This window comes from Castellaniella sp. (assembly GCF_034007085.1).
GTDB lineage: Bacteria > Pseudomonadota > Gammaproteobacteria > Burkholderiales > Burkholderiaceae_B > Castellaniella.
Window position 1 is genome coordinate 1 of record NZ_JAVERO010000030.1, and the last position, 21,904, is coordinate 21,904.

Below are 21,904 nucleotides of genomic sequence, written 5' to 3' on the forward strand. Positions count from 1 at the left end.
AGGTGTCCTTGGCGTAGGCGTCGTTGTTGGTGTAGGCGTCGGCGCCGTTTTTGCCGGCGAAATAATTGCCCCGCTTGCGGTAGCTGTAGGCCAGCAGGGCGTCGGTGTGGTCGTTGCGCCCCGCGATGGCGAACATGAAGCTCTTGTCCTGGAAATTCATGGCGTCCCCGCTGCTGCGATTGCGCGGCACGGGCTGGGGGATGTTGACCGCGTAGTCCGAACCCAGCGTCGCGCCCGGGATGTCGCGGTAGTCCTTGCCGAAATAGCTGTTGGCGTCGACGGCGGGCGCGATCGTGTTGCCGGAGGTCTCCAGCTTGACTTCGAGGCCCAGGCTGTCGCCGTCGGGGATGATGTCGGACGGGTTGATGGTGCGCACGTTCACTGCGCCGCCGATGCCGCTCTTGATGCCCCGGGAGAGCGACGGGCCCTTTTCCACCTCGATGCTGCGGAACAGGGCGGGGTCCACGTAGTTGCGGTTGCCGGCGCCGTAGACCTGCAGCCAGACGTTGACGGACTGCTCGGTGCCGTCCACCGTCAGCGGCACCCGGCCTTCGCCCGACAGCCCGCGGATGTTCGGAGTGATCGACGCCCCGTTGCGCGAATCCATGCTGTAGACGCCGTTCATGCCCTTGAACACGTCGGCGGGATTGGTGGTCTGGTAGCGGTCCAGTTCCTTGCGGTCGACGTAGAGGTTGGTGACGTTCTTGCGGAACACGTTTTCATGCCCCTGGACGTCCGGGTCCCGGATGCCCCGGACGCGGACCGGCGCGAGCGCCTTGACGGCGGTGTCATCCGTGGCCGCTTTGTCTGCGGTTTCGGCCGTGCCTTGAAAGGGGAGGGCGGTCTGCGCGCTGTCGGCGGGGACGGCGTGCGCAAAAGCAGGGGCGTCGGCCGCCAGACACAGGGCGGCGAGGGCGGTCAGGACGGTTGACCCGGCGGCTTGCGACGCGGGCGCGGTTTTCTCGAAGAACATGATGCGGGCCACGAAAAGGAGACAAAGGGCGCCGCGCGCGCCGGCGGGACCGGCGGGCGGCTTTTGGTCGTACCTTACGGCGGGGACAATCTAAATGAGAATGATAATTATCAAGTATTGTTTTCCCGAATCTGGGCTGCACCAGCGAGAAATCGGTGACGGTTCCTGCGCGGGCACGGCGATTTCCGGCCCCGATTCCCCAGGCCGGGTAAAATCCAGGCAACGTCCCCGCACGGACGCTTCCCCGGATCCGTGGCGGGACACCCGCACGATCGGATCCTGTGCCGTTCTCTTAGGATCTGCTGTGCCCGAACTGAAAAACGACACCTTCCTGCGCGCCCTGCTGCGCCAGCCCGTGGCCTACACCCCGATGTGGATGATGCGCCAGGCCGGGCGCTACCTGCCTGAATACAACCAGACCCGGGCGCAGGCCGGTTCCTTCATGGGACTGGCCCAGAATCCGGAATACGCTTGTGAGGTCACACTGCAGCCGCTGCGGCGTTTCGACCTGGATGCCGCCATCCTGTTTTCCGACATCCTGACCGTGCCCGACGCGATGGGCCTGGGCTTGCAGTTCGTCGCGGGCGAAGGGCCGCGCTTTGATCGCCCGCTGCGCGACGAGGCGGCCATCCAGGCTTTGCAGGTGCCCGACCTGGACCGCCTGCGCTACGTGTTCGATGCCGTGTCGCTGATCCGCCGCGAACTGAACGGTTCAGTGCCGCTGATCGGCTTTTCCGGCAGTCCCTGGACCCTGGCCTGTTACATGGTCGAAGGTCAGGGCAGTGCCGACTACCGCCAGATCAAGACGCTGCTGTACAGCCGCCCCGATCTGCTGCATCGCATCCTGTCGATCAATGCCCAGGCCGTGCAGGCCTATCTGAACGCCCAGATCCAGGCGGGCGCCCAGGCGGTGATGGTGTTCGACAGCTGGGGCGGGGTGCTGGCCGACGGCTTGTTCCAGCAGTTTTCCCTGACCTACACCCGCCAGGTGCTGGATGGTCTGATTCGCGAACACGATGGCCAGCGGGTGCCGGCCATCGTCTTCACCAAGGGCGGTGGCCAGTGGGTCGAGGACATTGCCGCCACCGGCTGCGATGCCGTGGGCCTGGACTGGACGGCCAATCTGGCCGCTGCGCGGCGCCGGGTCGGTGACCGGGTGGCCCTGCAGGGCAACCTGGACCCCATGACGCTGTTCGGCGGCGAGGCCGCGATCCGCGCCGAAGTCCGGCGAGTGCTGGCCGATTTCGGGCCGGTCGGGTCTGGGGGCCACGTCTTCAATCTGGGCCATGGGATTTCCCAGCACACGTCCCCAGAGGCCGTCTCGGTCCTGGTGGACGAGGTTCACACGGCCAGCCGCGCGTATCATGAGACATGACGCCTGCCGGCCGTTTGAAGTGCAAAGTCACGGTGGGCGCGGCTCTTGGGGCTTTGTGCTTATGCACATACAGTCCGGGGATCAGGGTTTACGAGCACTATTGAAGATAGATTCTCGGTATGCGCCGTAAATTATTGTTTTAAATCAATAAATTGACTTTATTTGAGAATTATCAAGAGACTTGACCATTTCGGCGGTTTGATATTGACCCCTTTATACGGTGATTCTCCACAAAGTTATCCACAGGCTGAATGCGATCGCTCGGCCGTGGCGCGGGCATGGCGGTGAAACGCCCTGTGGACAAGGCTTGTGGCGTTGTGGGCGGTGTCGATACCCCGGCCCCGGCCCCGGCGCAGGCGGCTGCGCCGCCCGCTGACAGTGGGGCGACGGTCTATCTGGCCGTGGCGCTGGATGTGCCGCTGCCGGGCCTGTTCGATTATTCTCATGACCGGCCCGTGGCGCCGGGGGTGCGCGTGCGGGTGAAATTCGGCCGCCGGGCCATGGTCGGCATGGTGTGGGCCGTGCGCGATGCGCCCGCTGTGGCGGCGGACCGGGTCCGGCCCATCGACGCCGTGCTGGATGACCTGCCGCCCATGCCGGATGACTGGCTGCGCCTGGCAGAATTTGCCGCACACTATTACCACCGGCCCTTGGGCGAGGTGCTGCTGCCAGTGCTGCCGCCGCCCCTGCGCAAGCCCGCTGCCTATACCGGGGCGCGTTCGGCCGGTGGGCCGGTCTGCCGGGCCGATCGGCGGCCGCAGCCAGCACGCGCGCGCAAGTCGCAGAACATCGCACAACTGAATGCAGACCGGCAGGCGCCCGATGGCGCTGCCGTGCCGCAGGATACCGATCCGGTGGCGGACTCCGATGGCCCGGCCCTGACCGATGCCCAGGTCCGCGCCCTGGCGGGTCTGGAGGACCTGCTGGCGGCCGGGGCCGGTGTGGCGTTGCTGCATGGCGTGACGGGCAGTGGCAAGACCGAACTGTATTTGCGTCTGGCGCGGCAGGTGATGGCGGCGGGCCGGCAGGTGCTGCTGCTGGTGCCGGAAATCAATCTGACCCCGCAGCTGGAACACAGCGTGCGGACGCGCCTGGGCGATTCGTTGGCAGTGATCCATAGCCGTCTGTCCGAAGGCGATCGCCTGCGGGCTTGGCTGCGGGCGTCTCGCGGCCAGGCCGATATCCTGCTGGGCACGCGCCTGGCGTTGTTCACCCCGTTGCCGCGCCTGGGGCTGATCGTGGTCGACGAGGAACACGATGCGTCCTACAAGCAACAGGACGGCCTGCGCTATTCGGCACGTGATCTGGCGGTGTGGCGCGGCCACGACCTGGGCATTCCGGTGCTGCTGGGGTCGGCCACGCCGTCGCTGGAAACCTGGCGGCATGCGCAGGCCGGCGATTATCAGTTGCTGTCCTTGCCGGATCGCGCCCAGGCCCAGCCTTTGCCGGAAATCCGTCTGGTGGACACGCGCCGCGCCCGCCTGGAACAGGGCTTCACGCCGCAGTTGCTGGATGCGCTGGCCGCCCGGCTGGCCCAGGGCGGGCAGAGCCTGGTGTTCATCAATCGGCGTGGCTATGCCCCCGTGTTGCGCTGCCCGTCTTGCGCCTGGGTCAGTGATTGCCGTCGCTGCACGGCGCACATGGTGCTGCATCGCCTGGGGGGGCGCCATATCCTGCAATGCCACCATTGTGGCGATTCCATGCCGGTGCCGCGTGCCTGCCCCGATTGTGGCGACCCGGACATCCAGCCCATGGGGCGGGGTACGCAGCGGGTCGAGGAATTCCTGGCCGAACGTTTTCCTGGGGCGCGGATCCTGCGCATCGATGCCGATGCGACCCGTCTCAAGGGCAGCGCCGAGGCCCTGTTCGCCCAGGCGCATGCCGGCCAGGCCGACATCCTGGTCGGCACGCAGATGGTGTCCAAGGGTCATGATTTCGCCCGCCTGGGTCTGGTCGGGGTGCTGAATGCGGATGCCATGCTGTTTTCCCAGGATTTCCGTGCGCCGGAACGGCTGTTCGCGCAGCTGATGCAGGTGGCTGGCCGGGCGGGCCGGCGCGAAGGCGGTGCCCAGGTGATCGTGCAGACCGATTATCCCGAACAGGCGGTCTATCAGGCATTGTTGCGGCATGACTATGCGCGTTTTGCCGCCTGCGCACTGGAAGAACGCCGGGATCTGGGCCTGCCGCCGTTTTCCAACCAGGCGTTGCTGACGGCGCAGGCGGTCCGGGTGCGCGATGCGCTGGATTTCCTGGCGGCAGCGCGGGCACGGGCGCGGACGCTGCCCGAATCCGCCGGGGTGCGCATCCATGATCCCGTGCCGCTACGCATCGTGCGCGTGGCGCGCATCGAGCGCGCCCAGCTGCTGTTCGAATCGGATGGGCGCGGCGCCTTGCACCGGCTGCTGCGGGCGCTGCTGCCGGGACTGGACGAGTTGGCCCGGGGGGCCGTGCAGCATTGGGGGATCGAAATCGATCCCCAGGAGATCTGACCGTGGCGCCCGGGTCCACCTTGCCGCAGGATCTGAATGCCCGCCAGCGCGAGGCGGTGCTCTATCTGGATGGCCCGTGTCTGGTGCTGGCTGGCGCAGGCAGCGGCAAGACCCGTGTCATCACCCAGAAAATGGCCTATCTGCTGCGCGAATGTGGCTATCAGGCCCGTCATGTGGTGGCGCTGACCTTTACCAACAAGGCGGCGCGGGAAATGAGCGAGCGGGTGCGCACGCTGGTGGATCCCCGGCTGTTGCGCGGCTTGACGGTGGGCACCTTCCATTCGCTGGGGCTGCGGTTCCTGCGCGAGGAATATGCGGGCGCGGGGCTCAAGCGCGGTTTTTCGATCCTGGATGCGACCGATGCCCAGGGGATCGTCCAGGAACTGCTGGCCACGACTGACCGCGCCCGCCTGCGGGCGGTGCAGCAGACCATTTCCCTGTGGAAGAACGCCCTGCTGGACCCGGATGGCGCGGCGCAGGTCGCGCAGGGGCCCGACCAGGCCGAGGCCGTGCGCGTCTATCGCAGCTACGAGGCGACCCTGCGGGCCTATCAATCAGTGGATTTCGACGACCTGATCCGCTTGCCCGCACAGATGCTGGCAGCCGATGCGTCCTTGCGCGCGCGCTGGCAGGCGCGGGTCCAGTACCTGCTGGTGGACGAATACCAGGACACCAATGCCTGCCAGTATCAGTTGGTGCGCATGCTGTGCGGGGACCGCGCCATGTTCACGGCGGTGGGCGACGATGACCAGGCGATTTATGCCTGGCGTGGCGCCACGGTCGAAAACCTGGCCCAGCTGGGGCGCGATTATCCGACGCTGCGGTTGATCAAGCTGGAGCAGAATTACCGTTCCGTCCAGCGTATCCTGGAGGCGGCCAACCAGGTGATCAGCCACAATCCCAAGACCTTCGACAAGACGCTGTGGTCGGAACTGGGGGCGGGCGAGCCTATCGTGGTCACGCCCATGGATTCCGATCTGGCCGAGGCCGAGTCCATCGCCATGCGCCTGTCGGCGGCGCGTTTCGAGCGCCAGGCCCAATGGAAGGATTTCGCGGTGCTGTATCGGGGCAATCATCAGGCGCGGGTGATGGAACAGGCCCTGCGCAATCTGCGGATTCCCTACACGGTTTCGGGCGGGCAGAGCTTTTTCGACAAGGCCGAGATCCGGGACGTGCTGGCCTGGCTGCGGCTGATCGCCAACGAGGACGAAGACCCGGCCTTCATCCGCGCGGTGACCACGCCCCGGCGTGGCATTGGCCAGGGGACTTTGCAGGCCCTGGGGGCAGAAGCGGCCCGGCGCGGGGTGTCACTGTATGCGGTGGCCGCCGATGTGTCCGAAGCCGTCCTGCCAGCGGGCCGGCAGCGCGAGGCGGTGCAGCAGTTCGTCCGGCTGGTGGATCATTTCCGGACGCGGGCGGCGCGGCGCGGCGGCGCGGTGCCGCCCCTGCCGGACGCGGATGTCCAGGGCGATCTGCTGGCCTTTGATCCGGACCCGCCCGCGTCCGGCGCAGATGTCGTGTCGACCGCACATCCTGCAGACGGCGCGGCCCCTGCCGGCCTGGCGGGTGCGGCGGTGGGGATCGACGGCTTGCGTGGCGATGATGCCGGGCGGGTGCTGGACGATCTGCTGGCGGCGATGGATTATGAACGCCACTTGTACGATACGTTGGACGAACGCCAGGCCCAGTCCCGCTGGGCCAATGTGCTGGAATTGCTGGATTGGCTCAAGCGCAAGGCGGACGAAGACGACATGACGCTGCTGGAACTGGTCCAGCACGTGGCCCTGGTCACCATGCTGGAACGCGCCGATGACGAAGAGCCCGATGCGGTCAAGCTGTCCACCCTGCATGCCTCCAAGGGGCTGGAATATCCCCATGTCTACCTGATCGGCGTCGAAGAAGGCCTGTTGCCGCACCGGGGCGGCGAGGATGACGGGGATGTGGGTGAGGCCGCCGATGCGGCGCGGGCGCGGCGCATCGAAGAAGAACGCCGCCTGATGTATGTGGGGATCACGCGCGCGCAGCGCACGCTGCGGGTCAGCTGGTGCCGCAAGCGGCGGCGCGGGCGCGAGGATACGATCAGCGAGCCTTCGCGCTTCATCGCGGAAATGGGCCTGCAGGCGGAGGCATCGCATCCGGTGGGTGATACGGATCCGGCCCGGACGCTGGATCGGCTCAAGGCGCTGCTGAAACGCTGAGGGGCCTCTGATTCAGAGGCCCCTTGGCACATGACAGCAGGCTGGGTCGATTACCAGGGGGTGCGGCTGTAGCGCATATCGCGCGCACGGGCCTCGGCCTGGGCGTTGATCACGTTGGCGATGAAGCGGCCGGTGGCGGCAGCGGCGCGACCGAGTGCGCGGCCCACGGTGCGGAAGGCCCTGCCCAGTTGCAGGGGCTGGTGCGTGTTATCGAGTAGAGAGCGGCTGTAGGCGCGCTCAAGCGCGTCGGACAGCAGATTCGGGGTTTGCGTGGCGTACATGACTGACTCCTGTTTCAGAAGCTTCAGATTTCAACGAGAGTCAGTATAGGGTAAACCCTAGGATAAAGCTAGGGGTAAACCCTAAGTCGATCGCTGCACGGGCGATTCCTGCGGAAAAAACAACAGCGGCGTATCGTCGGCCCTGGGACGGCTGGAGGCCGGGCCCAGGGCCGGATGCATCGGAGCCGGAACGCTGCCTTTATTTCTTGCTGCGGGCGAAGAATTGCAGGAAAGCCGCCTGGGCCTCGGGGGATTTCAAGCGATCGAAGAACACGGCAGCTTCGGCGTCCAGGACGCGATGGACTTCGGCGCGTCCGGGTTCACGCAGCAGGCGCTTGCTGGCGCGCACGGCTGGGGCCGGCTGGGCGGCCAGTGACTGGGCGCAGGCGCGCGCGGTGGCCAGCGGATCCTCTGCCAGGTCGGTCAGCAGCTGGCCGGCCAGGGCATCTTTGGCTCCGAAGGGTTTGGCACCCAGCAGCCACTGGGCGGCCCGGCGTTCGCCGGCGATCCGGGGCAGCAGCAGGCTGGAAGCGCCTTCCGGACACAGTCCCAGGGACACAAAGGGCAGGCGGAATACGGCATCAGGCGCGGCATAGACGAAATCGCAGTGCAGCAGCAGCGTGACCCCCACGCCGACCGCCTGGCCCTGTACGGCTGCGATCACCGGCACATCCACGGATGCCAGGGTATGCAGGAATGCGATCGAGCCCACGTCGCGGCTGTCCTGCGGCATCTGGAATTCGGTCAGGTCGTTGCCGGCAGTGAAATGGCCGCCTGCGCCGTGCAGGATCACGGCGGCACAGGCGGGATCCGCATCGGCCTCGCGCAAGGCACGGTCGATGTCGCGATACATGGCGTCGGTCAGGGCGTTGCGCCGGTCCGGCCGATCGATCAGGATTTCCAGGACGGCGCCTTGGCGTTCGGTGCGGATCATGCGCGGACCTCCTCGACGAAACCGTCGCGCAGCGCCTGGGCGGCCTGCTGGTATTCGTCGCGCAGCCGGGCCACGATGTCGGCGGTGGGCAGCACGGCGTCGATGTTGCCCACGCCCTGGCCCGCGCCCCAGATGTCGCGCCAGGCTTTTTTGCTGTCGCTGCCAAAATTCGTGCCCTGCGCGGCCGGCAGGTTGTCGGGGTCCAGGCCGATGTTGCGCACGCAAGGTTTCAAGTAGTTGCCCGGGATGCCGGTGAAATACGGGGTATAGACGATGTCGGCGGCTGCGGTGTCGACGATCATCTGCTTGTATTCGGGCTGGGCATTGGCTTCGGTGCTGGCGATGAAGCGCGTGCCGATGTAGGCGAAATCAGCGCCCATGGCGCGCGCGGCCAGGATGTCCTGCCCCCGGCTGATGGCGCCCGACAGGCAGATCGGGCCGTCAAAGATGCGTCGGACTTCGCCCAGCAAGGCGAAGGGCGACAGCGTGCCCGCGTGGCCGCCGGCCCCTGCGCACACCAGGATCAGGCCGTCAACGCCGGCTTCCAGTGCCTTTTGCGCATGGCGCAGCGTGGTCACGTCGTGGAAGACCTTGCCGCCCCAGCTGTGGACGGCGTCCACGACCTGGTTGGGCGCGCGCAGGCTGGTGATGATCAGCGGCACGCGGTGTTCGGCGCAGACTTCCAGGTCGTGCTGCAGCCGGTCGTTGGACTGGTGAATGATGTGGTTGATGGCGTAGGGCGGGATCGGCCGGTCGGGATCGGCGGCGCGCAGAGCGGCCAGACTGGTTTCGATCTGCGTCAGCCATTCGCCCAGTTTTTCCTGGGGGCGGGCGTTGAGCGCCGGCATCGAGCCGATGATGCCGCTGGCGCATTGGGCGATCACCAGTTCCGGGTTCGAGATGATGAACATGGGCGCCGCCATGACGGGCAGTGTCATGGACTGGTGCAAGGCCGTGACGAGGGGGTGAGTCATGAGTATTTGTCTCCGCGTGGGCATGAGGCCGTCCGGACCGGCCGGGCGGGGGAATCCCGGCTGAGCCGCCGGGTGATGCCTCATTCTAAATCAAACAATCGTTTGAAAACAGGCAGGGAACCCCAGGCAGGGAATCCATTGGGTGTGGATTGAGTATGGCCGCACATGAAAAAGCCCCGGCATAGGCCGGGGCTGCGAGTGCTGGAGCGCGGCGCTGATGGAGGGCCAGCGCTGGGCAGGCTTATTGAGCGGCGTCCACCATGTACTGGATGGCGGCCTTGAGTTCGTCATCCGAGGCTTGCGAACTGCCGCGCGGGGGCATGGCGTTTACGCCGGTGATGGCGTTTTTCAGCATGGTGTCCATGCCCGTCTGGATGTAGGGAGCCCAGGCATTCTTGTCGCCGAATTTGGGCGCCCCGGCCAAGCCGATGGAGTGGCAGGTGACGCAGATCGATTCGTAGAGTTTTTTGCCGACAGTGTTGTCGGCGTCGGCCTGTGCGGCGGGCTGAGGTTCAGCCTGAGCGACAGCTGTCGGAGCCGCGGCGGGTTCGGCGGCAGCGGGTTCGGCTGTTGCCGGTTCGGTCGCATCCGCCTTGGGGGTTTCGGCCGCAGCCGCAGCCGCAGCAGGTTGGGCTGCATCACCGTCGGCGGCCGGTTCCTTGGGTTCGTCAAAGCTGGCACCCGCCTGGTTGGTCATGTAGACCACGGCACGCGCGACTTCGAAGTCGTCCAGCGCAGCGTTGCCGCCCTTCGGGGGCATGGCGCCGATGCCGTGGAGGGCGTTCTTGAGCAGGTCCTCGTAGCCTTGTGCGATGTACTTGGCCCAGGCGTCCTTGTCGCCGAATTTGGGCGCCCCGGCGACGCCCGTGCCGTGACAGGCCGAACAGGTGGCCTGATAGACCTGTTCGCCGGTCTTGAAGACCTTGGGCGCATCGGCATCGACCAGCTTGAAACCTGCCACGGGCTGGATGCGCCGGGCGATGGCTTCTTCGGACTGGCTGTCGGAACCGGCCCCCGTGCGGATGGACGAGCCGACCAGATTGACCAGCAGGATGATGACCGCGATCGGAATCAGGAAGGCCAGGATGACCGTGATCAGCAACTGGCGCGGGGTCTTGATGGCGCTTTCGTGTCCGTGGGCGTGTTCGGGGAGGCTCATGATGGGATCCTGGGAATCGTTCATGTTACAGGCTTCAACAGTGGATTATAGCGACAGCCCTGTGCAGCTGCATGCTGTGTGCCGCGACGCATGCCTGCGTGTGCGGCGCAAACACGCTACAATAGCGTCCCCATGCCGCGCCTGTAGTTCAATGGATAGAATAGGAGTTTCCGAAGCTTCTGATACAGGTTCGATTCCTGTCGGGCGCGCCAGCTGAATTGAAGCCACTCGATATGGTGGCTTTTTTCATCAGTCAATTAGCCACACCGTCTGGCGCTGGCCCCAGCGCCGCATGAAAGCGTGCCACGTAATCCTCGAAAGACATCGTATCGGCGGCCTCGATGGCAGCCTGGTCCGCAATGGATGCCTGGGCCGCCGCGTCATAGTCGGCCAGGATCTCGGCGGGCAGGCCGTCGGCCCGCAGGGCGTCCCAGTGCGCCTGGCTCTGGGCCAGGGTCCAGTCGTGAAATTCCTGTCCGCCATCGCGCAGGGCTGCCAGCAGGCGGGCCGACGGCGTGGTTTCCGGGTCGCGGATCTTGGCGCGTTGGCGATCCAGGGCGGTGGTGTGGCCTTCGTCCCCGGAATGCTCGTCCAGCAGCCGGGCATAGGGGGCGATGCGTTCCAGGGTTTCTTCGGCCCAGTCGCGCAGCCCGGTCGCGCGGCCCTGGCGTTGCAGCAGCAGATCGGGCCGGCGGCCTTCGCGGGCAACCAGGGCGAAATTGCCCTGGCTTTCGTGGCAGAAACCCGGTTGAGGGAACAACGGGCTGTCCTCGATTGCGCAGTACAGCAGGAAGGCATCCAGGAATCGGCTGGTTTCGACCGTGATGCCGGCAGGCGCCCACGGATCGATGTCCATGCAGCGGACTTCGATGTACTGGATGCCGCGTTCGCGCAGCACGGTGTTGGGCCGTTCACAGCGGCCTGTCGTCTGTTTGGGCCGGATGCTGGAATAGTATTCGTTTTCGATCTGCAGGATATTGGTGTTCAGCTGGATGCGCTGGCCATCGCGATGGGTGCCGATCGCCTCGTAGGCGGGCCACGGCGTGGTGACGGCGCGGTGGATGCGGGCGGTGAAGGTATTCAGATCGTTGTAGCAGAGCTGCAGGTCCGATTGGATCGGATTTTTGTAGCCCAGGTCGCTCATGCGCAGGCTGGTGGCCCAGGGCAGGCAATAGGTGTCGGGGCTGATGCGCGTCAGGCTGGCCTCGAAGCCGGCATGCTGCAGGAAACTGCGGGACACGGCGGGCGAGGCCCCGAACAGATACATCAGCAGCCAGGCGTGGCGTGTGAAATTGCGGATCAGGGCCATGTAGCCTGTGTTGCGCCGGTCCTGTGGCGTGTCGCCGTCGGCCAACCAGTCCCAGGCGGCGTCGGGCAGCGAGAAGTTGTAGTGCACCCCGGCGATACATTGCATGACTTTGCCGTAGCGCCAGGCCAGGCCCTGGCGGTAGACGTGCTTGAGCATGCCGGTGTTGGATGTGCCGTACCAGGCGACGGGGATATCGGCTTCGGGCGGCAGGTGCGCTGGCATGGACTGGTTCCAGATCGGTTCGTCCGGGTTGCGCAGGGCGACGAAGCGGTGGATGTCGGTCAGTTCGCCGATCAGGGCCGCAGCATCGGGCAGGGGCTGGGTGATGAGTTCCAGCAGGGATTCGGAATAGTCGGTGGTGATGCGGGGATTGGTCAGGGCCGATCCCAGGGCGGATGGGTGCGGGGTCATGGCCAGGTTCCCCGCCGCATCCACCCGCAGACCTTCTTTTTCGATGCCGCGCCGGATGGCGCGCAACAATTCAGGCTGCGCCGCCAGGTGGGCGCGCCGTTCCGAGGCCAGGCTCATGATCAATTGGTACCAGGTTGGTCTGCATAGACAGCGATTTTAGCTGCATTGTCGTCGTGCCCTGGACCGCGCGCGTGGATCGGGGGGCGCACAACGCGGCCGACGGGCGCTGAAGGCCGGGTCGGCGGCATTACCGCGGGATCTGGTTGTCGTTGTGCTGGCCGTTGGACGGGGTGGGGACAGCAGCGCAAGTTTCATTGCGGCCGTGATAGCGGCCTGGCGCGTGCGCACGTCCAGTTTTTCGCAGCTGTTGGCGATATGGAAATTGGCAGTTCGTTCGCTGATGCCCAGGATGCAGCCGATCTCCCAGCTGGTTTTGCCCTGTGCCGCCCAATACAGACAGTCGTGTTCTCGTTCGGTCAGCAGCTTCATCGTGACATGCCCTCCGTTGGACTCGTCGGTTCCTCAACGAAAATTAACGTGAGTAAATGTATCATTTCTTTCAAGAAGTTCGGGCAAAAATCAGAAAAAAGTTGATATGTCCTAACTTGGGGTATGTCCTGCTGATCGGGTGGGGACGGCCACGGAGGGCAGGGGCATCCTGGGCGCGGGCTTGCCTGCCCCAGGGATTGGGGTGCTAGAATGGACAACGAATTGGCGCCGATTTGCCTGATCCGCTTGCGGGCGCTCCATAAATCCAGCTAAAGAGGTCCCATGACCACGACTGCCGTTTCTTCCGCGCCTGCCTCAGCGCCGGGCGCCTCTCCCATCGATCCGCGACCTGTGCCAGAAGGCAGCGTCGGCTACGTCTCTCCGGAATTCCTGCATTTTTCCGACCCCTTGACGCTGTCCAGCGGCCAGGTGTTGCCGTCCTACACCCTGGCGGTGGAAACCTACGGCCAGCTCAACGCCGAGCGCAGCAATGCGGTGCTGATCTGCCATGCCCTGAACGCCTCGCATCACGTGGCCGGCATGGATGCCGGCCGGCCGGACCAGATTGGCTGGTGGGACAATATGGTCGGTCCGGGCAAGGCCGTGGATACGGACCGGTTCTTCGTCATCGGCATCAATAACCTGGGGTCGTGTTTTGGGTCCACCGGACCCGCCTCGATCAATCCCGCGACCGGACAACCCTGGGGGGCGGCGTTCCCCCTGCTCACGGTAGAAGACTGGGTGCATGCCCAGGCGCGTGTGGCGGATCATTTCGGCATCGAGCGTTTTGCCGCCGTGATGGGCGGGTCTCTGGGCGGCATGCAGGCCCTCAGCTGGGCCATCACCTGCCCGGAACGGGTGGGTGACTGCATCGTGATTGCCAGCACGGCGCGCCTGTCGGCGCAGAACATTGCCTTCAACGAGGTGGCCCGCCGCGCCATCCTGACCGATCCCGATTTCCATAGCGGCGACTATCATGCCCATGGCGTCGTGCCGTCCAATGGCCTGTCGGTGGCGCGCATGGTGGGGCACATCACGTATCAGTCGGATCTGGTCATGGCCTCGAAGTTTGGCCGGGCGCAGCGGGCGCCGGAACCCTCGGGCGATTATCGCTACAACTACGATGTCGAATTTGAGGTCGAATCCTACCTGCGGTATCAGGGCGAAAAATTCTCCCGTTATTTCGATGCCAATACCTATTTGCTGCTGACCCGGGCCCTGGATTATTTCGATCCGGCGCGTGCGCATGGCGGCGACCTGGCGCGGGCCCTGGCAGCGGCGCAGGCGCGCTTTCTGCTGGTGTCCTTCAGCACCGATTGGCGTTTTGCGCCTGAACATTCACGCGAGATCGTTCGCGCGCTATTGAAAAACCAGCGTGAAGTCACCTACGCGGAAATCGATGCGCCGCATGGCCACGATGCCTTTCTGTTGGGGGATCCACGTTATCACTCCGTGGTGCAGGGCTATTACGATGGCATTGCCGCTCGCCTGGGTCTGGGCGAACGTCGCCGTGTTGCAGGGGTGTTGGCATGACGGAAATACGGGCGGATGCGCCCGCTACAGTTGCGCAGGCTGTGGCGCGACAGGACCAGCCGCTGCGGATCGATCTGCTGCGTATCGCCGATTGGATCGAGCCGGGCAGCCGGGTGCTGGATCTGGGCTGCGGCGATGGCCGCCTGCTGGACTATCTGCAGCGGACGCGCCAGGTGCGCGGGGCCGGGGTCGAACTCGACGATGAGCACATGATTGCGGCGGTGCGGCGCGGTGTGCGGGTGATTCAGCAGAACCTGGAAGAAGGCCTGGCGCTGTTCGATGACCAGCAGTTCGACACGGTGGTGCTGTCCCAAACCCTGCAGTCCATGCACCACACGGAACACATTCTGCGGGAAATGGCCAGGGTGGCCCACTACGGTATCGTGTCTTTTCCGAATTTTGGCTACTGGCCACACGGTTGGTCGATTCTGCGTGGCCGCATGCCGGTCAATGACCAGATGCCCTATCAGTGGTACGACACGCCCAACATCCATCTGTGTACGCTGCGTGATTTCCAGGATCTGGCGGCGCAGTTGGGCCTGCGGGTCACGCATCTGGCGGCCTTCCGGGGCGAACAGGAAATCCATTGGCTGCGCGGCTGGCGCAGTCAGTTGGCGGTCTATCGTTTTGAATCGCCCAGGGGCGGCCGCGCATGACGCAGGCCCGGGATGCCGATTCCGGCACGGCTGGCGCGGCCCCGGCGCGCGGCTGGCGTGTCTATGGCGGCCGGCGTGTGACGCCGCTGCTGATCCTGGGGTTTGCCAGCGGCTTGCCGCTGGCGTTGACGTCCGGCACGTTGCAGGCCTGGGCCACGGTGTCGCAGGTCTCGCTGCAGAGCATCGGGTTCCTGACGCTGGCGGGGACGGCCTACACGCTGAAATTTCTCTGGGCGCCGCTGGTGGATCGCTACGCTCCCCCCTGGCTGGGGCGGCGGCGTGGCTGGGTCTTTCTGACCCAATGGTTGCTGGCCGTCTCGATTGCCGCCATGGGCCTGTTCGATCCGGGGACGGAACTGCGGGCCCTGGCCCTGCTGGCGGTCTGGGTGGCCTTTCTGTCGGCGACCCAGGACATTGCCTTCGACGCCTACAGCACCGATGTCCTGCGTCAGGACGAGCGCGCCGCAGGCGCGGCACTGAAGGTCATGGGCTATCGGCTGGCGATGGTGGTGTCCGGTGGCCTGGCGTTGATCCTGGCTGACCAGTGGCTGGGCTGGGGCCCCATGTACATGCTGATGGGTGGGTTGATGGCGCTGGCGTCCCTGGCGACCTTGTGGGCGCCGGAACCGGAACGCGCGGCCCGTCCGCCCCGCACGCTGCGCGAAGCTGTGGCCGAACCGCTCAGGGAATTCTTCGGCCGCCGCGAAGCCTGGGCCATTTTGCTGTTGATCGTGCTGTACAAGCTGGGTGACGCATTCGCGGGCGCGCTGTCCACCACCTTTCTGATCCGGGGGGCGGGGTTCGATGTCACCGAGGTCGGCATGGTCAACAAGGTCTTCGGGCTGGCGGCCACCATCGTCGGGGCGCTGGCGGGGGGCGCGCTGATGACGCGCCTGGGCCTGTACCGCGCCCTGATGGTCTTCGGCCTGTTGCAGGCGGTCTCGAACCTGGGCTATTGGGTGCTGGCGGTGACGCCGCCGCATCTGTATTCCATGGCCTTGGTCGTGGCGGTGGAAAACCTGTGTGGCGGGTTGGGCACGGCGGCCTTCGTGGCGCTGCTGATGGCCTTGTGCCGGGTGGAGTTCTCTGCGACGCAGTTCGCACTGCTGTCGGCGCTGTCGGCGGTGGGCCGCACCTATCTGGCGGGTCCGCTGACCCCGGTGCTGGTCGCTGCGTTCGGTTGGTCTGTGTTTTTCATTCTGACCGTGGCGATCGCGCTGCCGGGGCTGGGGCTGCTGTGGTGGATGCGCGGGCGCGTACGGGCGCTGGATGACTTGTCGAATGGCACCGATTCATTCCATGGCCACTTTTCAGGTGGCCGATGATCGGTTCAATGGCTTGGCGCTTTGTCATCAGAGATGGTCTTGGGCGACTCGACCTGTCGAGGCGTCCAGCTTCGTGAAGGGAACCTGGGGCGCGACGTTCGGTGGCATATTGCCATGCTGCCAGGTAAGCGTCGGATGCTCGGCAAGAGCAACATGGGTCGAATGTTGGAGTTCTACGAGCGAGCCAAGGCCAGCCTTCGTTCTCGCGTGGAACATCCATTTCGGGTGATCAAACGGCAGTTTGGCTTCACCAAGGTGCGTTACCGGGGATTGGCGAAAACACGGCGCAGCTGCAGATGCTGTTTACGCTGGCCAATCTGTGGAAGGTGCGCCACTACTCGGCAGCGGCTTGTTCAGACCTTCCTTGAAAAGCCTGAATTTTAAGAATATTCCTAAGTTTTTTCACCGATTGATTTCCTAAACTTCGATTGTGCCAAAACAGAGCACATGCTGAGATGACTTTTGCGGTAACCCCGGAAAAGAATGGCGGGCCTGAGCATGCTTGCACAGCGGTGTTGCCGGCAAAGATCTGGTCGATGGTGGATATTCATTCATTGCTGGGGGGGCAGAAAAATACTGTTTTCACAATCCTCTTTGATATCGAAATCATAAATATTGCGCATATTTCTGCAGTTTATGGCGCAGCGGCATGGCGCGCTGTTGCTGCCCAGATGGAAGAACAGCTGCTGATATTTAAGAGGTGGCATGTTCGAACTCTGTCTTTCGGTTTCGATAGAGTTCGACCTGGTGGGCTTTGTTTCAGAACTGCTTTTGGAAATCGCCATGATGCCGTTCCCGGTCGAAAGCGAGCCTGTGCACCTGGCCCCCTCCATTCAGTATGCATCGATTATTGAACAGTCGAAAACGTTTTCACTCGATCTGACAAATGGGATTCAGTATGTGCATGTAGATCCGATTCCAGAAACCGAGATCGCGCGAAACATGTATCGCAACGATATGGCCACGGCAGCCGAGCTTCTGGCTGACATGGCGCAGGGTCGGGTGTCATTTGCTTTGCAGCCTGTCATCATCCGCATTCAGGAAAATAAGACTCTCTATAAAGAGTGCCTGCTATAAAGAGTGCGCTGCTGCGCAGACGGCGCCCAGATGGTGTCATGGCCAGTGCAGCACGCGAGATTCAGTGTCTCGAACGGCTTGGACTGTCCCGGGCCCTTGACCAATGGGTTGTTGGGGCGGCGGTTGATAGACTCAGAGTGGGTACAGGTACTTATCTTGGTGTCAATGTCTCGGCCAAAAGCGCGGTGGTTGATTGCTGGTGGAGTGCAATTCTTGTGCGTTGGGGCAACAGGGATATTTTATCCAGACGCCGGAAAATTTATGGCCTTCCTTATAAACCAGCCATTGTTTTTCGCATTCAGCTGCATATTCCGATGGTCGTGATCAATGAATCCGGTGATCGTGACCACCCAGCAGGCAGTGAAAGCCGCCCTGTCCAAACGATTGGGGCTCAAATCAAAACAGTATCCGGCGGGTTTTCTGGAATGGGGGAATTATCAATCCCAGGAAATTATTCAATGAATGCTTGCCCCCTTCGGTGCCAACGGAACAGTATTCGGAAAGTTATGTATGACTTCGATGTGGTTTTTCTTTTGATCGCATCGCCAAGTTCCTCGCGCGTGGATTTCATGCTAGCCTGGCACGATTATTTGTTTGACTCAGGCGTATGCACGACGGTGGCGACTCATCCCGACGATCTGGCTCTTTTTGGAAAGCGCTTGCGCATTCTGATTATTGATGGCGATGGTGAAGGTGATTTCGATGTTCCTGATGTGATCTGCGAGATGCGCAAATTAAATGACGTAGCCATTGTGCTTTTGTCTGATGATGTGTGCTCGAAAGAGAACCGTGATTCTCATCCCGGGGCCGATATTTGTTTACCGGCACGTGTCACGCATCTCGACCTTTTGGGTTCTGTCATCTCCTTGGCTGCGGATCGACAGCAGTTTATCAAGGACGGGGTTTGATTTTTTAAATTCGGCTTGATTTGCCGGTTGTTCGCTATTTGTAAGTATTATATTCAAATGTCCTGTATTGGACTGAAACCTGCGTGCGCAGTGGCCTGTATGTTTTTGGCCGTTTTTCAACCGATTAACGCACAGGCACAGGCGTTGAACATATCGGATGGCCAGACACATAAGCTTTCCGACAATACCAACCTGTCCACCAGCCAGGACGCGAAAGATGGTTTCGGTGTGCTGGTGAGTAACCCCGGTTCTGTTGTTGAGGCCAACAATCTGACGATCAGTACCATCGGGCAGGGCGCGGCTGGCATCAAACTTGAATCATCGGGAAAAGCCATCCTGAAGGGGGGGGCGATCGAAACGACCACGACCACGGGCAATAGCAGTTCGGCAGCCTATGGCGTTTGGGTGACCGGCAAGGGGCTGGCCGAACTCGACGGCACTTCGATCACGACCTCCGGTAAATTCGCCTATGGCCTCTATGCGCATACGGTTCCCGAGACGGAGAAAATGGGAATCCTTGCTCACGACGTGATCGTGAACACCAGTGGTGAGTCCGCTCACGGTGCAGTCGCCGCGTCCAAAGGGGCGTTGCAACTGAGTGGCGCCACGATCACGACGACGGGAAAAGGCGCTCGTGCCGTCAGCGCGCAGCGCGGCACGATCAGCGTGTCCGACAGCTTATTGATCACCAAAGGCGAGAATGCGCCCGGCATGATGGTGACCGGGGACGGCTCTGGTGTGGGTTCCAATGCGGCGGTATCGGGCACCCGCATCGAAACACACGGGTCAAAGTCCGTTGGGATCAAGGTAGATGCCGCCAGCACACTGGAGTTTCGCAATGGCCAGATCGAGACCAAGGCGCTGGATGGCAATGGGTCACAATCGGCCTACGGGATATGGGTTACCGGCGGCGGATCCGCAGAGCTTGAATCAACAACTGTGAAGACGGCAGGTGCCCATGCCTACGGCTTGTTTTCGACCTATAAACCCACAGTGGGGTCAGTCAGTATCTCTGCGACTGAGACCTCGGTGGAAACCTCGGGTCAAAATGCGCACGGCGTGTTTGCGCACATGGACAGCGCCATTGATTTCAGCAGCGGCAAAATCGTCACCTCGGGAAACAATGCGACAGGCGCACGTGCCGAAGCTGGGGGAACGCTGTCGATATGGGGCACGACCATCAGAACTTCGGGTTCGAATGCGGCGGGATTGATGGCGACGGCGAATGCCTCGGGGAAAGGGGCCATGGCGCAGGCGCATAACGTCAATATCGTCACGGATGGAGACGTCTCGGCGGGCGTGGCGGCGTTTCAACGAGGGTCGACTGTGACCCTGGACGGGGGATCTGTGGAAACTCATGGCGAAAAATCAGCCGGATTATCGGCCGAAGCCACTGCGCAGGTGCGTGCTGACGGAGTCCGTGTGTCGACCAGCGGTGCGACTGCCTATGGGGTCCGCTCCTATTACAAGGGAAAAGTCAGTCTTTTGAACACCTATGTGTCGACCCACGGCGCGGGTGCCAGTGGCTTGTATGCCAATGGGGACAGTTCCATTGATGCAACAGCGTCCTTGATCAGTACCGAAGGCCCTGCAGCGGCCGGGGTCGAATTGCTGGCCTCGTCCACCGTCCAGCTCAACCAGTCCTGGGTCGCTGCTTCGGGCGCAGGCTCGCACGGAATTCTGGGCACATCTGGCAATAACGCGGTGAACATGATCGATAGTGTCGTCCTAGCTTCAGGCAGCGCGCTTGAAGTCGCCGAGGCGGGATTGGTCCAGGCGTCTTTGAGGCATTCCGCCCTGGTCGGTATCAATGGCGTGGCGCTGAACGTGAACGGCAGCCTGGATCTGGTGGTTGACGACCGGTCCTACATTTTTGGCGCCGCCCTGAAGAATCCGGCCACGGGGACGTCGCGGCTGGCGCTGTCCGGTGATAGCCGGTGGGATGTTGCTGGGACGTCCTCGTTGACGTCGCTGACTAATGTCGGCAGCCATATCAATTTCACGCCGCCCGCGAATCCGACCGACGCGACGCAGTACAAGACCTTGACCGTGGGCAACTACGTCGGCAACGGGGGCAGCATCGCGCTGAATACGTGGTTGGAAGGAAGCGGTTCGGCTTCCGATCAACTGATCGTCGACGGGGGGCGGGCGAGCGGCACCACTGCGATCATCGTGCGCAATACCGGCGGGGGCGGAGCTCTGACGACCGGCGACGGCATCATGATTGTTGATGCCATCAATGGCGGGGTCACCGATGAAGGGGCGTTCTCGCTGGCAGGGCGTGTCGCAGCCGGCGCTTACGAGTATCGGCTTTACCGGGGCGGCAGCGAGAACCCGGACGCGTGGTATCTGCGATCCACCCGCGAAGAGCCGGATTACCGTGTAGAAGTCCCCTTGAATATGGCACTGCCTTCGCTGGCGAATCGCTTTGGCCTGGCGATGCTGGGCACCTATCACGATCGGAGCGGCGAGGACTACATCGATTTGGCGTCGACGCGGCAGTACGACGGGGCCGCCTGGGGCCGCACATTCGGCGAGAAGGGCAGTGTCGGCAAAAGCGGGTACGACGCCTTGATCACGCGCGGTCCTTCCTATGACTACGATATTGCCGGTGTTCAGGTGGGCAGGGATCTGTACCGTCGTGTGCAGCCGTCCGGCATACGCGATATCGCAGGCGTGTATTTGGGCGCGGCCACCAGTTCGGCCGACGTGAAGGCGCCGCTTTCTGGGCGGGCTGGCACAGCATCGATGTCGGGTTTATCGCTGGGCGGCTATTGGACGCGTAAAAGCGCATCGGGTGCGTACCTGGATGGCGTGGTACAGGGCACCTACCACCCTGAGGTCAAGGCGAGTTCCGCCGGTGGCGAGCGTTCAACGACGCGGGGATACAGTGGCATCGCTTCCCTAGAGGTGGGATACCCCATCTCCTTGGCGCAGCGATGGGCGCTGGAACCGCAGGCACAGATGATTTATCAGTACGTGACAATCAACCGCACCAAGGACAGCTTCGGGCGAATCAAGTTTGACGACACGCATGCCGGCTATGCCCGTATTGGTGCCCGGTTGGTACACCAGGCCGACAATCGCAAAGGCAAGGGTGCCACTGTTTGGCTGCGCGCGAATCTGTGGCAGCAATTCGGCCCGGATAATCGGACCACCTTTTCCAACCTTGCCGGGGAGCATTCCGTGGTGATGAAGACCCGGTCGAGCAACACGTGGGTACAAATGGGCCTGGGAGTGTCCGGTCAATTGTCCGAGCGCGTCAGCGGTTTCATCGCGGCCGATTACAATCGATCGCTTGGCGGTTATGCCGGTTCTGGCGTGAGTGGCCGTTTGGGCATCCGCATACTATGGTAAGCCGCACCAGAATGACCTTGTGTATTTGCGCGACAGGACAATAGGGGGGCTTCCCGCGTGCCCAAAGCGAACGCCCGGGGCGTGACGCCCGTATGCGCGCGGAATGTAGCAATGAAGGACGACAGGCTGTCGTAGCCGCAGGCCAGGGCCACATCGGTGATGCGCTCGCCGCGTTCCAGCAGCGGCAGGGCATGCACCAGCCGGGCGCGCTGGCGCCACAGGCGAAAGCCCAGGCCGGTCTGCTGCTGGAACAGCCGCGTCAGAGTCTTGTCCGACAGGCCCAGGCGGCGGCTGAATGCACCCAGGTCCGGCGCGCTGTCGGGGTGGTTTTGCAGTTGGCGGCATACGGCTTGCAGCCGGGGGTCAGAGGGCCAGGGCAGGATCAGCCCGGCATCCGGGCTGACGGCCAGTTGGTCGACCAGCACCTGGGCCAGGCGGCCGTCCGGGCCGTCGGTA

17 protein-coding genes, 1 tRNA gene, 1 pseudogene and 1 riboswitch are annotated in these 21,904 nt (G+C 63.4%); of the genes and pseudogenes, 11 read left to right on the forward strand and 8 right to left on the reverse strand.

Going from position 1 to position 21,904, the window contains the following annotated elements; genetic code table 11:
* Nucleotides 1–973: TonB-dependent receptor plug domain-containing protein (locus RBR29_RS04640; protein ID WP_320347725.1), on the reverse strand; the 973-nt coding region annotated here is incomplete at its 3' end.
* 304 nt (nucleotides 974–1,277) lie between these two features.
* Between RBR29_RS04640 and hemE the strand changes: the two genes are divergently transcribed.
* The 3 genes from hemE (at nucleotide 1,278) to RBR29_RS04655 (ending at nucleotide 7,035) form a co-directional block, all read left to right on the forward strand.
* Nucleotides 1,278–2,348, forward strand: a complete 1,071-nt coding sequence (gene hemE, locus RBR29_RS04645) for a uroporphyrinogen decarboxylase (protein WP_320347727.1) — start codon at nucleotides 1,278–1,280, stop codon at nucleotides 2,346–2,348.
* A gap of 278 nt (nucleotides 2,349–2,626) precedes the next feature.
* Nucleotides 2,627–4,837: a primosomal protein N' gene (locus tag RBR29_RS04650; protein WP_320347729.1), complete on the forward strand. Its 2,211-nt coding sequence runs from the start codon at nucleotides 2,627–2,629 to the stop codon at nucleotides 4,835–4,837.
* A gap of 2 nt (nucleotides 4,838–4,839) precedes the next feature.
* The gene (locus tag RBR29_RS04655) at nucleotides 4,840–7,035 is read left to right on the forward strand and encodes a UvrD-helicase domain-containing protein (RefSeq protein WP_320347731.1); all 2,196 of its coding nucleotides are present in this window, start codon (nucleotides 4,840–4,842) and stop codon (nucleotides 7,033–7,035) included.
* A 50-nt stretch (nucleotides 7,036–7,085) separates the two neighbouring features.
* Here RBR29_RS04655 and RBR29_RS04660 read toward each other — a convergent pair whose 3' ends face one another.
* The 4 genes from RBR29_RS04660 to RBR29_RS04675 form a co-directional block, all read right to left on the reverse strand.
* Entirely contained in the window at nucleotides 7,086–7,316 is a 231-nt protein-coding gene (locus RBR29_RS04660; RefSeq protein ID WP_320347733.1) for a hypothetical protein, read from the reverse strand.
* Between the two features lie 199 nt (nucleotides 7,317–7,515).
* Nucleotides 7,516–8,250 carry an enoyl-CoA hydratase-related protein gene (locus RBR29_RS04665; protein ID WP_320347735.1) on the reverse strand — a complete coding sequence of 245 codons (735 nt, stop codon included), beginning with the start codon at nucleotides 8,248–8,250 and terminating at the stop codon, nucleotides 7,516–7,518.
* On the reverse strand, nucleotides 8,247–9,224 hold the full coding sequence (locus RBR29_RS04670; RefSeq protein ID WP_320347737.1) for a nitronate monooxygenase family protein: 978 nt from the start codon (nucleotides 9,222–9,224) through the stop codon (nucleotides 8,247–8,249). Before RBR29_RS04670 ends, RBR29_RS04665 begins: the two co-directional genes overlap by 4 nt.
* A gap of 241 nt (nucleotides 9,225–9,465) precedes the next feature.
* The gene (locus tag RBR29_RS04675; protein ID WP_320347739.1) at nucleotides 9,466–10,383 is read right to left on the reverse strand and encodes a c-type cytochrome; all 918 of its coding nucleotides are present in this window, start codon (nucleotides 10,381–10,383) and stop codon (nucleotides 9,466–9,468) included.
* 137 nt (nucleotides 10,384–10,520) lie between these two features.
* On the opposite strand from RBR29_RS04675, the gene RBR29_RS04680 reads away from it, so the two are divergent.
* Nucleotides 10,521–10,595: transfer RNA gene (locus RBR29_RS04680), tRNA-Arg, on the forward strand.
* Nucleotides 10,596–10,636: 41 nt separating this feature from the next.
* Here RBR29_RS04680 and gshA read toward each other — a convergent pair.
* Together gshA and RBR29_RS04690 are read right to left on the reverse strand one after the other, a co-directional pair.
* On the reverse strand, nucleotides 10,637–12,220 hold the full coding sequence (gene gshA / locus RBR29_RS04685; protein WP_320347741.1) for a glutamate--cysteine ligase: 1,584 nt from the start codon (nucleotides 12,218–12,220) through the stop codon (nucleotides 10,637–10,639).
* Between the two features lie 39 nt (nucleotides 12,221–12,259).
* Nucleotides 12,260–12,592 (reverse strand): helix-turn-helix transcriptional regulator, encoded by a 333-nt coding sequence (locus RBR29_RS04690; protein ID WP_320347743.1) that lies wholly within the window; start codon nucleotides 12,590–12,592, stop codon nucleotides 12,260–12,262.
* A 215-nt stretch (nucleotides 12,593–12,807) separates the two neighbouring features.
* Nucleotides 12,808–12,886: riboswitch (SAM riboswitch) on the forward strand.
* Here RBR29_RS04690 and RBR29_RS04695 point away from each other — a divergent pair.
* The 7 genes and pseudogenes from RBR29_RS04695 to RBR29_RS04725 all read left to right on the forward strand — a co-directional run bounded on the left by RBR29_RS04695 (nucleotide 12,875) and on the right by RBR29_RS04725 (nucleotide 21,448).
* Nucleotides 12,875–14,125, forward strand: coding sequence for a homoserine O-acetyltransferase (locus tag RBR29_RS04695; RefSeq protein ID WP_320347745.1), 1,251 nt, complete (start codon nucleotides 12,875–12,877; stop codon nucleotides 14,123–14,125). (Overlaps the previous riboswitch by 12 nt.)
* Entirely contained in the window at nucleotides 14,122–14,781 is a 660-nt protein-coding gene (gene metW / locus RBR29_RS04700; protein ID WP_320347747.1) for a methionine biosynthesis protein MetW, read from the forward strand. The genes RBR29_RS04695 and metW overlap by 4 nt, the downstream gene beginning before the upstream one ends.
* Nucleotides 14,778–16,106 (forward strand): muropeptide transporter, encoded by a 1,329-nt coding sequence (locus tag RBR29_RS04705; RefSeq protein ID WP_320347749.1) that lies wholly within the window; start codon nucleotides 14,778–14,780, stop codon nucleotides 16,104–16,106. Before metW ends, RBR29_RS04705 begins: the two co-directional genes overlap by 4 nt.
* Nucleotides 16,107–16,199: 93 nt before the next feature.
* Nucleotides 16,200–16,474: pseudogene (locus tag RBR29_RS04710) on the forward strand (transposase); the annotation flags it as partial.
* A 337-nt stretch (nucleotides 16,475–16,811) separates the two neighbouring features.
* On the forward strand, nucleotides 16,812–17,183 hold the full coding sequence (locus RBR29_RS04715; RefSeq protein WP_320347751.1) for a hypothetical protein: 372 nt from the start codon (nucleotides 16,812–16,814) through the stop codon (nucleotides 17,181–17,183).
* A 38-nt stretch (nucleotides 17,184–17,221) separates the two neighbouring features.
* Nucleotides 17,222–18,091 (forward strand): hypothetical protein, encoded by an 870-nt coding sequence (locus tag RBR29_RS04720; RefSeq protein WP_320347752.1) that lies wholly within the window; start codon nucleotides 17,222–17,224, stop codon nucleotides 18,089–18,091.
* A gap of 99 nt (nucleotides 18,092–18,190) precedes the next feature.
* Nucleotides 18,191–21,448 carry an autotransporter outer membrane beta-barrel domain-containing protein gene (locus RBR29_RS04725; RefSeq protein WP_320347754.1) on the forward strand — a complete coding sequence of 1,086 codons (3,258 nt, stop codon included), beginning with the start codon at nucleotides 18,191–18,193 and terminating at the stop codon, nucleotides 21,446–21,448.
* On the opposite strand, the gene RBR29_RS04730 is transcribed toward RBR29_RS04725, so the two are convergent.
* Nucleotides 21,397–21,904 (reverse strand): AraC family transcriptional regulator (locus RBR29_RS04730; RefSeq protein WP_320347756.1); only part of this gene is annotated, 508 nt, incomplete at its 5' end. The genes RBR29_RS04725 and RBR29_RS04730 overlap by 52 nt on opposite strands.